This window comes from Emticicia sp., assembly GCF_043780375.1.
In the GTDB taxonomy this organism is placed as follows: domain Bacteria; phylum Bacteroidota; class Bacteroidia; order Cytophagales; family Spirosomataceae; genus Emticicia.
Genome location: NZ_JAYWCU010000215.1, coordinates 1 through 10,205 on the forward strand (window position 1 = coordinate 1; position 10,205 = coordinate 10,205).

7 protein-coding genes are annotated in these 10,205 nt (G+C 35.9%); 1 reads left to right on the plus strand and 6 read right to left on the minus strand.

Annotated features, from left to right (window positions below):
• Window positions 1-590: RagB/SusD family nutrient uptake outer membrane protein (locus ACH2CJ_RS16740; RefSeq protein WP_394994192.1), on the minus strand; the 590-nt coding region annotated here is incomplete at its 3' end.
• A 25-nt stretch (window positions 591-615) separates the two neighbouring features.
• A complete protein-coding gene (locus ACH2CJ_RS16745; protein ID WP_394994195.1) occupies window positions 616-3,708 on the minus strand; it encodes a SusC/RagA family TonB-linked outer membrane protein in 3,093 nt (1,030 codons plus the stop codon).
• A gap of 535 nt (window positions 3,709-4,243) precedes the next feature.
• Between ACH2CJ_RS16745 and guaA the strand changes: the two genes are divergently transcribed.
• Window positions 4,244-5,773, plus strand: coding sequence for a glutamine-hydrolyzing GMP synthase (gene guaA, locus ACH2CJ_RS16750; RefSeq protein WP_394994198.1), 1,530 nt, complete (start codon window positions 4,244-4,246; stop codon window positions 5,771-5,773).
• Between the two features lie 240 nt (window positions 5,774-6,013).
• On the opposite strand, the gene ACH2CJ_RS16755 is transcribed toward guaA, so the two are convergent.
• The 4 genes from ACH2CJ_RS16755 to ACH2CJ_RS16770 form a co-directional block, all read right to left on the minus strand.
• Window positions 6,014-7,195 carry a glycosyltransferase family 4 protein gene (locus ACH2CJ_RS16755; protein ID WP_394994201.1) on the minus strand — a complete coding sequence of 394 codons (1,182 nt, stop codon included), beginning with the start codon at window positions 7,193-7,195 and terminating at the stop codon, window positions 6,014-6,016.
• A gap of 99 nt (window positions 7,196-7,294) precedes the next feature.
• Complete coding sequence (locus ACH2CJ_RS16760; protein ID WP_394994203.1) at window positions 7,295-7,861, minus strand: WcaF family extracellular polysaccharide biosynthesis acetyltransferase; 567 nt, start codon at window positions 7,859-7,861, stop codon at window positions 7,295-7,297.
• A gap of 103 nt (window positions 7,862-7,964) precedes the next feature.
• Complete coding sequence (locus ACH2CJ_RS16765; protein ID WP_394994206.1) at window positions 7,965-9,221, minus strand: NAD(P)-binding domain-containing protein; 1,257 nt, start codon at window positions 9,219-9,221, stop codon at window positions 7,965-7,967.
• A gap of 193 nt (window positions 9,222-9,414) precedes the next feature.
• Window positions 9,415-10,205 (minus strand): amidohydrolase family protein (locus ACH2CJ_RS16770; RefSeq protein ID WP_394994209.1); only part of this gene is annotated, 791 nt, incomplete at its 5' end.

The following is a 10,205-nucleotide window of genomic DNA, read 5'->3' on the forward strand; positions in this document are numbered from 1 at the left end:
GAAGCAGTTAAATCTTTAATGATTTGTGCATACACTTCTTCAACAGGAGCTAATGGTAATGCAGCTTCTTGACGATTCGTAACTGGTGTAAGGTGTAAAGGCACTTTGCCAAAATATTGAACTAATTCAAAATAGGCATAAGCTCTCAAAAACTGAGCTTGACTTTTCAAATTATTCTTCGATGCGGCAGGAAAATCAACTGCATCAATTGACGATAAAATTTGATTGGCACGTGCAATGATTTGAAAGTCTAAACGATATTGGTTCAATACGTGTGTATTTGAGGTAACACCGTTGGCAGTTGGCACTGCGAAGTCAGCAATGTCTTCTTGTTGCTCGGTTGCTCCAAAAAGGATATTTCTATAGTAATACGCATTGTCGGAGTGCATTTCGCCTAAAAGCCAAGCTCTGTCATTTACGATTGCTCTTAGTGGTACATAAGCAGCATTTACTGCTTGTAAAAAGTCAGCTTCTTTGGTAAAAAATGTTGCCGAACTCAGGTTGGTTTCTGGTACTATGTTCAAAAACTCTTCTTTGCAACCTATTTGGGAAAAGCCCAATAGAAGCGTTAGGATGATTGTCTTTTTCATTCTATATTAATGATTAAAGTTTTGATTAGAAGTTTAAATTAATCCCGATTGTGTAAGTACGTGGAACTGGATAGTTCGATAAATCAACACCTTGGCTCAAGTTTCCACCATCGCCATTTCCAGCACCATTAGCACTTGTTTCAGGGTTTGGTCCACCCCAATATTTAGTAAAAACATACGCTTGTTGAACTGAAGCATAAAGGCGAGCAGATTTGAAAAGTTTACTAATAGCTCCCATTGTATAACCAAGTGTGATGTTTTTGATTGTAAAAAACGATGCATCAGCAATAAAACGGCTGTTCATCCAGTCACGCTCTATACCAGTTACGTTACCACCACCAACTGTTGTGCCGTACATTCCTTTGCCAGGATTTGCTTCTGAACGAAATCTGTCTTTTACTCCTGCAACCATATTAAATACGCCATCTAAGTTGGCAGTGCTATAAATGTGGCGTACTAAAAGCTGATTACCATAAGAGCCAGAGCCAATTATACTCATATCAAAATTACGATATTGGAAATTATTCGTGATTCCATAAGTAAATTTTGGGAAAGGATTACCCATGATTACACGGTCATCAAAATTACCACCATTTGTAATTATGCCGTCGCCATTTTGGTCTGTCAATTTTATGCTTCCAATTGTCGAACGTCCTGGCACTTGCGGAGAACTTTTTAGGTCTTCAGCGTTTTTATAAACTCCTTGTGAGATATGACCATAGAATTGACCGAATGGTTTACCAACCTGCGTTATATGAAAAGTGCCATACACACGGTCAATGCCATCAGCCAAAGCAACTACCACATTTCTATTGAATGAAATATTTGCGTTGGTACTCCATTTTAGTTTTCCAACAAGGTTTTTAGTGTTCAAAGCAAACTCATGTCCCCAGAATTTGATTTCGCCAATATTATCGTTGAAGTTTCCGAAGCCAGACTCTTGAGCAACTTGCACTGCGTAAAGCAAATTGGTTGTGCGTTTGGTATAATAATCATACACAAACTGAATTCGATCATTAAACAAACCCAAATCAAGACCAATGTCAAGTTGTTTGGTAGTTTCCCAACCTAAATTACTATTAGCTAATGAAGTTACTACTGCACCTGCTCCAACATTATTTCCAAAAACAGCATTGACAGTATTATTAATAAGGGCATACGAAGTGTAGTTACCAATATTATTATTACCAATTATACCATAACTGGCCCTAATTTTCGCAAATGATACTTTAGAGAATTTTTGCATGAATCCTTCGTCTGATAATACCCATCCTGCCGAAACAGAAGGGAATGTTCCCCAACGATTGTCAGAACCAAAACGAGAAGAACCATCACGACGAACAGCAGCCGTAAACAAATATTTACCTTTGTAGTTATAAGTCAATCTTGAAAGTATAGACCTTAAACTCCATTCTTGCACGCCAGTGCCTGTACCTGCACGGTTGACGTTGATTGCACCTTGAACCGTTGGAAGGCGGTCATCAGAATAAGTGTCTGCCTGAATACGAGTATTATCACGACGGAAACTTTGATTACTAAAACCTGCCAAAACTTCAAAATTATGGTCTTTTATACTTTTTGTATAAGTAGCAGTATTTTCGTTCAACAAAGTTAAGTCTTCAAAATTTTCTCTAATCGAAACTGCAGTAGTCGGAATCGTTACGTTGATTGCACTCGTGGCAGTTGAAGGATTAAAGAAGAAGAACTTAGAACGGAACATCTCAATATTAACCGTAGATTTCAAGACTAAGCCTTTGATAGGAGAATATTGTGCATAAGCATTAGCTAATAAATTGGTTGTTGAAGTTTCATTCACCAACTCATTGGCCGATCTCACCCAGTTTGGATAGGCAAAGATATTGCCAGTACTTGCTGGAAATCTATTAAACGATGTTAATGTCTTACCATCGGCTTCATAAATAGGCATGATTGGCCAAGTATGCAAAGCATTAAACAAAATACCCGTTCCTCTATCACCGTCAGTTCTTGGCGTATTGTCAAAAACATATTGTGGTGCAATATTGAAACCTATTTTTACTTTATCCGAAACATCGTATTCACTGTTCATCCTTAATGAATATCTTTTATATTCATTATTAATTACTACGCCTTGTTGGTTGAATACTCCAGCTACTACAGCCGTTCTCATTTTATCTTTATTTGATGTAATGCTCAAATTATAACTTTGTAATGGAGCACCTTTTCTCAATAAAGCACCGTACCAATCGTTGTTTTTACCTGCGTATTGCGATGGATTTTGAAACTCAACTGGTACTGGTTGCTTGGAATCTTCGTAAGATTCTTTTTTAAATTGAGCAAATTCTTCAGCTGTTAGCATTGCAATCCTTCCTTTTTTCGGAACTTCCTGTGTACCAACAAAAGCATTGAAACTAACGTTTGTGCCACTTTTACCTGCTTTTGTTGTAATCAAAACTACACCATTGGCCGCTCTCGAACCATACAATGAAGTAGAGGCGGCATCTTTCAAGACCGAAATTGTTTCAATTTCATCTGGGTTCATTGCTCCGATACTTCCTGTTATCGGAAAACCATCAATAACATAAAGAGGGTCACTACCTGCCGAAACCGATAATTGTCCACGAATACGAACCGACATTCCAGTACCAGGCTTTCCAGTTGCTTGATTGATTTGTACACCAGCCAATTGTCCTTGTAGTTTCTGAGTAACTTGCGACGCAGGAATATCTTTCAATTCCTTGTAACCAATCGTCTGCACAGCTCCTGTTACTTCTTTTTTCGATTGGCTACCGTAGCCAACTACAACGATTTCATTCAATAGTTTTTCGTCGATGATTAAAGAAACATTGATTTCCTTTTGTCCTGTGTAAGTAACATCTTTGGCAACATACCCAACAAAACTAAATACTAAAGTTGAATTGCTTGGCACATCCAATTTGTAGCTGCCTTCGGCATCGGTTTGTGTTCCTCGATTCACTCCTTTTATGGATACGCTAACGCCAACTAAAGCTTCGCCGTTTTGGCTTGTCACTTTACCCTTGACTTGGGCAAATGCAAATGACGTACAGAATAAAACCAGCGATATCAAGCAGATGCTCGCTTTGAGTTTAGATCTGTACAAAATAAATCTTTGTTCCATTTGAATAAGTGTTTATAGGTTGAAATTTTTTTAAGATATAGGTTTAAGGATGTTTTTCCTTGATATTGTACAAATATTAAATTTTTTTAATAACTAACTATCCTGTACTGTACTGTTCTGAGACTTTTATTATTAAACTTATTTGAAAATAGAATTGTGTGAAATTATGAGCCAATCACTGTTCATTCCTAAAATAATTTTAAACACAAAACTATATAAGCGAGTCACTTTAGTTTGCAGAATGTCTAACTTTGCCTATAGATAAGGGTCAGGTATGAGGTTCTATACAAAAATGTAAAAGAATTCAATATTCGTTGTTTTTTTCTAAATAATAGCCGTATCAAAAAGTGTTTTTTTACATCGTTATTTTATTTTAAAATAATAGTAATCTATTGATAATCAACGATTTGTTCCGAATATTTCAATATTTGCTCCGAAGTGTGTTTTTGCCTCAGTGCTTTTGTACCTGTGAAACCTCAAAAGAACCTTGCACCCAATATCTTTTTCTACTAACTTTGTATTTTAGAAAGCTACCATGACCGAACAAATCCTTATTCTTGATTTTGGCTCGCAGTTTACACAACTGATTGCTCGCCGTGTCAGAGAACTCAATGTGTATTGCGAAATACATCCTTTCAATAAAATCCCTAAAATTACGGCCGAAATAAAAGGAATTATCCTTTCGGGTAGTCCCTGCTCTGTCCGTGAAGCCAATGCTCCTTTTGTCAATTGGCAAGAATTTGCTAATTCATTGCCTGTTCTCGGTATATGCTACGGAGCTCAAATGATGGCACAAACAGGTGGGGGAGAGGTATCGCCTTCATCAATCAGAGAGTACGGACGTACAATTTTGAACAAAGTAGATAATCGCTTTGCCTTGTTTAAAGATGTAAGTGATAACACGCAAGTTTGGATGTCGCACAGCGATACTATTTCCAGTCCGCCAACCAATGCCGATATTATTGCCTCGACTGATACAGTAAAAGTGGCCGCTTTCAAAATCAAAAATGCTCCCGTTTATGGAATACAGTTCCACCCTGAAGTGACACATACGGTGGCGGGGAAAACAATTTTGAAAAATTTTGTGGTTGATATTTGTGAATGTTCGCAAAATTGGACTCCCGATTCTTTCGCCGATGCAAGCATCAAAGAACTAAAAGAAAAGCTCGGCGATGACAAAGTAATTATGGGACTTTCGGGCGGAGTCGATTCATCGGTTGCTGCAACGCTCATTCATCACGCCATTGGAAAAAATCTTTTTTGTATTTTTGTTGATAATGGACTTTTACGTAAAAATGAGTTTGATGAAGTGCTGGAATCTTATAAAGGTTTGGGGTTAAATGTAAAAGGTGTTGATGCTAAAGAACAGTTTTATTTGGCATTGAAAGGTTTAACCGACCCCGAAGAAAAACGCAAGGCAATTGGTAAAACATTTATTGAAGTTTTTGATATTGAATCGCATAAAATTGAAGGAGCAAAATGGCTCGGACAAGGCACAATTTACCCTGATGTTATAGAATCTGTTTCGGTGAAAGGACCATCGGCAACAATCAAATCGCACCATAATGTAGGCGGATTGCCCGATTTTATGAAGTTACAGGTTGTTGAGCCGCTCAGATTATTATTCAAAGATGGTGTACGTGAAGTTGGTAAAGCTTTAGATATTCCACAAAATATTTTGGGTCGTCATCCATTCCCAGGACCAGGTTTAGGCATCAGAATTTTGGGTGATGTAACCCCAGAAAAAGTACAAATTTTGCAAGAAGTAGATGCTATTTTTATAAATGGCTTGAAATCTTATGGCTTGTATGACAAAGTTTGGCAAGCTGGCACCATGCTTTTGCCAATTCAGAGTGTAGGCGTTATGGGCGACGAACGTACGTATGAACGAGTTGTGGCTTTACGTGCAGTTACGAGTATTGATGGCATGACTGCCGATTGGGCTCATTTGCCTTATGAGTTTTTAGCAGATATTTCCAACGAAATCATTAATAAAGTAAAAGGTGTCAATCGAGTAGTATATGATATTAGCTCAAAACCACCAGCTACCATTGAGTGGGAGTAAGTCGTTGTTTAGGTTTTTTGATTTTGGCTTAAAATGAACCTTTTTAAATTAGTCTTCATTCAAAAAAAAGCATTTTTAACCCAAAAAAAACTTAAACACCCTCTATGACTACATTCGTCGCTCATTTTGAATAATTATATAAAAAGCCTATTTGAAAATTATTTCAAATAGGCTTTTTGAATTATAAAAACATTGCTAATCTAATGTAAATTCAACGCATGGAAATTGATTATCAACTAATCAATTAGCACTAATACTTTCAGAAAGGCGTATTTTTTCTGGTTTGGCTGTTGTTGTTGCAACTTTATCGCCAACCCCTAATTCTACTTTCTTTATCTTCAACCTTCTTACTTCGAGCCAATTTCCAGATAAGAAATAGCACACCAATAAAAATAGTATAAAGAAACAAAGTTCGGTATTACTAAAATAGCTTCTTGCAAAATAAGTGAGAGCAGTTAGAGCAATAGTAACAAAATAGAGTGAAAATGATGCTTGTAAATGCGATAAATTATTGTCAATCAACAAATGGTGCATGTGGAGACGGTCAGCTTTAAAAGGTGATTTTCCACGTAAAATACGAATAGCAAACACACGAATGGTATCAAAAATAGGTATTATCAAAATTACAATTGCTATTACGGGAGCACTCACAAACGAAATATCAGATTCCCAAGCGTGCATCACATTGAAGTGGATAAATTTAACAGCCAAAACGGTAATAATATAGCCGATAATCAATGAGCCTGTATCACCCATAAAAATCTTGTTGGTTTGCGAGAAATTAAAACGCAAGAATCCTATGAGCGAACCCGCCAAACATAGTGCCAAACAAGCCAAAGAATAATGATGATTCACCAAAAACCAAAGTCCAAAACCTGTACTTGCAATCATGGCAATGCCGCCCGCCAATCCATCAATACCATCAATGAGGTTGAAAGCGTTTATCATGGCTACAAAAAAGAAGATTGTTAAAAGAATGCTTAGAATATAGGGAATATGGCTAATACCAAAGATGCCAAATAAATCGGCAATTCTTAAGTCGCTTCCTACTACCACAATGGCAGAAGCCATAATTTGAACAATTATTTTTTTGGTTGGAGAAAGTGCGTACAAATCGTCTTTAACTCCCAAAAAGAATAAAATAACAGTGCCTACAAATACTTTATGTAGGAGGATACCTTCATCGCCAAAATTCCAAATCATATAACCAATGAGCGTTCCAGCAAAAATTGCCACGCCTCCAAAAGTTGGTGTAGGGGTTTTGTGAGAGCTTCTTTTGACTGGATTGTCCATCAAGCCTCGAAGACCACTAATATTGATTATAACAGGAATTGAACGCAAATTGATAATCATTGCAACAATTGCTGATATCAAGATTTGAATATTTTTGTCTGGTATGAGTGATTCAAATGTAGGGAACATCAGAATGAAAATTATCGTATTTTGGTTAATAATTACTTACAAAGTAAATACTTTTTTTTGTTGAAAAAGTATAAAAAGGGAATATTTTTATCAAATTTTTTATCCAATGGCTATATTTCGCTCACGAATACGTTGAGCGGGATTACCTTGGTAGATAGAATAAGATTCAAGATTCTTTGTTGCAACCGAATTGACAGATAAAACTGAGTGTGAATAGCAGGTAACACCTCCACAAACTACTGCCTTTGCACCAATCCAAACACCCTCCTCAATAATTATATCTTTAATCATTAAATCAAATGTTTCTTTACTATAATCGTGATTTCCAGAAAGAAGCATAGAACCTTGCGAAAGGCAGGCATTATCTCCAATTTTGACTTTTCCAAGATTATCAATCCACAAACATTCGCCAAGCCAAACATTGTTGCCAATTTCCAAATTCCAAGGATATTTTATATTTATGCCGTGTTTCATCATTACATTCTTTCCGATTTTAGCTCCAAATAGCCTTAAAACCATTAGTTTTAAAGCAACAGGAATCAATAAATAGGACTTAATAAAAACATTGTTAACCAAAAACCATAAAACCGACATGAGAAATCCTCTTGTCAGATTTGATTTTTTATACCAATCGTTATTATATTTCGATAAATCAGTTTTATACATTTAGACTCAAGTTGATTAAAAGGTCACAAAAACTGTGCTACTTTTTTATTTTTTTTAATTTTTTTAGAAATTTAATATATCTTATTAATAACCAGGTTTAAACTCATAAAGCCTGCAACTTGGCTATTAATAAACTACTTTTTTCTCTTCCTTCGTCAAGACGGTCGGCTAAATAGGTTTTTGTTGCTTCAAAATGCTTGCGATAGCTTTCCTTATCACCCATTTCTACAATATTTGCCCATTCATGCACAGCAGTATGAAACGCCAAATCTTCTCCTCTAATACTTTTATCAAACAAGGCTGCCGAAATAGTTTCTTCCAACAAATCTTCGTTGAGGAATAAATATTCAGCCATACCAACTCTGAGTTTAAAGGGTGGCGTTTGACAAATCAAGCTTTTATAAGGATTTGTACCTAATTTGTGCCAAGTTTCTACCATTGCCAATAAACTTAAGTGCGAGTTTGGTTTATGACCAATGTCTTGGCTTAGACTAAACTCGTTCATTATTTTATCATCGAGCATCAATGTATTAGTTTTGTCTCTGAAAACTTGGTCACGAGCAGCGTAAATTCTTTTTCTAAATTTTTTCTCGTTTTCTTCAATCATCAATTCAAAAAGCTCGCTTTCGGCTTTTGCATAGCTTCTAACATCTTTTTTTGCATAAGGATTAAGTAAAGCAAGTCCAGAATAAACATGAAATTTATAGCTATAAATCCGTAAAGTCATCAAAAATTTTACATTATCTAAGCCATTTGGATGTAAAGTATTTTCCCAAGGATATACTTTTCGGTGCATAAATGCCGTGCCTATACTCTCAAACCCTACGTGCGTTACTGCCTGAATATCAGCCATCATTCGGTCGTGGGCATGAAAATCTTCTAATTGATGAATGGTTGAACCAATTTTTGAAAATAAATCTAATGTTTCATCGAAAGCTAAATTACTTGCTCGATGATTGATGACCACGAGCGTTTGTCCAACAGGGTTTACTGATGGACCAAAAAGAGCATGGCATGTAACGATTTGTGCATCTTTGGGCAGGTATTTTTCAAAAGCGGCAATTTCTGGCGTTTTTACGGAAGTCTGACCAGCTACAATTGCTCCATATTTAGTTGAAGGCCCACATTGGGCAACAACTTTATCTATGTTTTCTGCCTCAACCGAATACAAAATAAAATCACATAGGCGGGAAACAGCTATTCCATCATTTAAGATTTTGATGTTAGATTGATTAAGCTCTTTTTCTAAAATCTCACGATTTTGTGGTAAATCACAGCCATAAACATCAAAACCCACGTTTGCCCATAGTCGAGCAAACATTTTCCCCATATCTCCTAAGCCGATTACTCCTATTTTCATTTATAAAAGCGTGAATGAGTTTATAATATATTTCATCATAATCTCAATATTAAAACTTTATTTTGCAATAAAATTCTGACTACAAATTAACAACAATTTACTGATTGCCGATTTATGACTAAGAATTCTACAAAGCAGAAAAGACTCCACAATTAAATTAATTATGTAGTCTTTTCTTTTGTGTTATTGTTATTTACTTTCCTGAAATACCGTATTTATCAACGTATTTCTTATTTAATCTTTTTTGTTTATCATCTAAATCAATTTTCTTACCTCTAATAAAAGCATATTCAACTTTATTGGTTTTCATATCTAAAATGTCACCTGCCGAAACTGCAATGGTAGCTTGTTTGCCAACTTCGAGCGTGCCGACTTGCTTATCAATGCCCAAAATTTTGGCATTATTTAAGGTTATCATCTTTAAGGCATCTTCTTTGTCCATACCAAAAGCGGCAGAAGTGCCTGCAACGAAAGGTAGGTTTCTGGTTTTGTAAAACTCTTCGGTATAGAACATTCCAGTAAGAATACCCGCTTTCATTAATTTTGCTGGTAACTTGTATGGAGCCCACACATCTTCATCAACAGTATTTGGTAAACGATGTGTAGGAGCAACAATGACTGGAATATTGTTTTCTTTCAAGAAATCAATGGCTAATTCGGCCTCTTCGCCCCCAACAACTATAATTTTTAGAATTTTATATTGTTGAGCAAGTCTTACCGACTCAATAATTTCTTTGCCATATTCTGTTCTTATAAAAAGTTGCTTTGACCCGTCAAAAAGTCCACGCATTGCTTCTAATTTAGCATTTTTAGTGGTAGGACTGGCTGTTTCGGCATAAGCAAGGGCATCAGCAAAAAATTTATGTAAGTCATTTTTTTGCTCAATATACTTTTCGTTTTTCTTTACGACAAATTTCAAGTCTTCAAAACTAAACTGACGAGAAATAAGCGTAGGGTAATTTAGCCAAATGCCATCATCTTTTT

Bases quoted from the DNA above. Each gene is read 5' to 3' on its own strand.
- ACH2CJ_RS16745 (WP_394994195.1), bottom strand. From the start codon at position 3,708: ATGGAACAAAGATTTATTTTGTACAGATCTAAACTCAAAGCGAGCATC.
- guaA (WP_394994198.1), top strand. From the start codon at position 4,244: ATGACCGAACAAATCCTTATTCTTGATTTTGGCTCGCAGTTTACACAA.
- ACH2CJ_RS16755 (WP_394994201.1), bottom strand. From the start codon at position 7,195: ATGTTCCCTACATTTGAATCACTCATACCAGACAAAAATATTCAAATC.
- ACH2CJ_RS16760 (WP_394994203.1), bottom strand. From the start codon at position 7,861: ATGTATAAAACTGATTTATCGAAATATAATAACGATTGGTATAAAAAA.
- ACH2CJ_RS16765 (WP_394994206.1), bottom strand. From the start codon at position 9,221: ATGAAAATAGGAGTAATCGGCTTAGGAGATATGGGGAAAATGTTTGCT.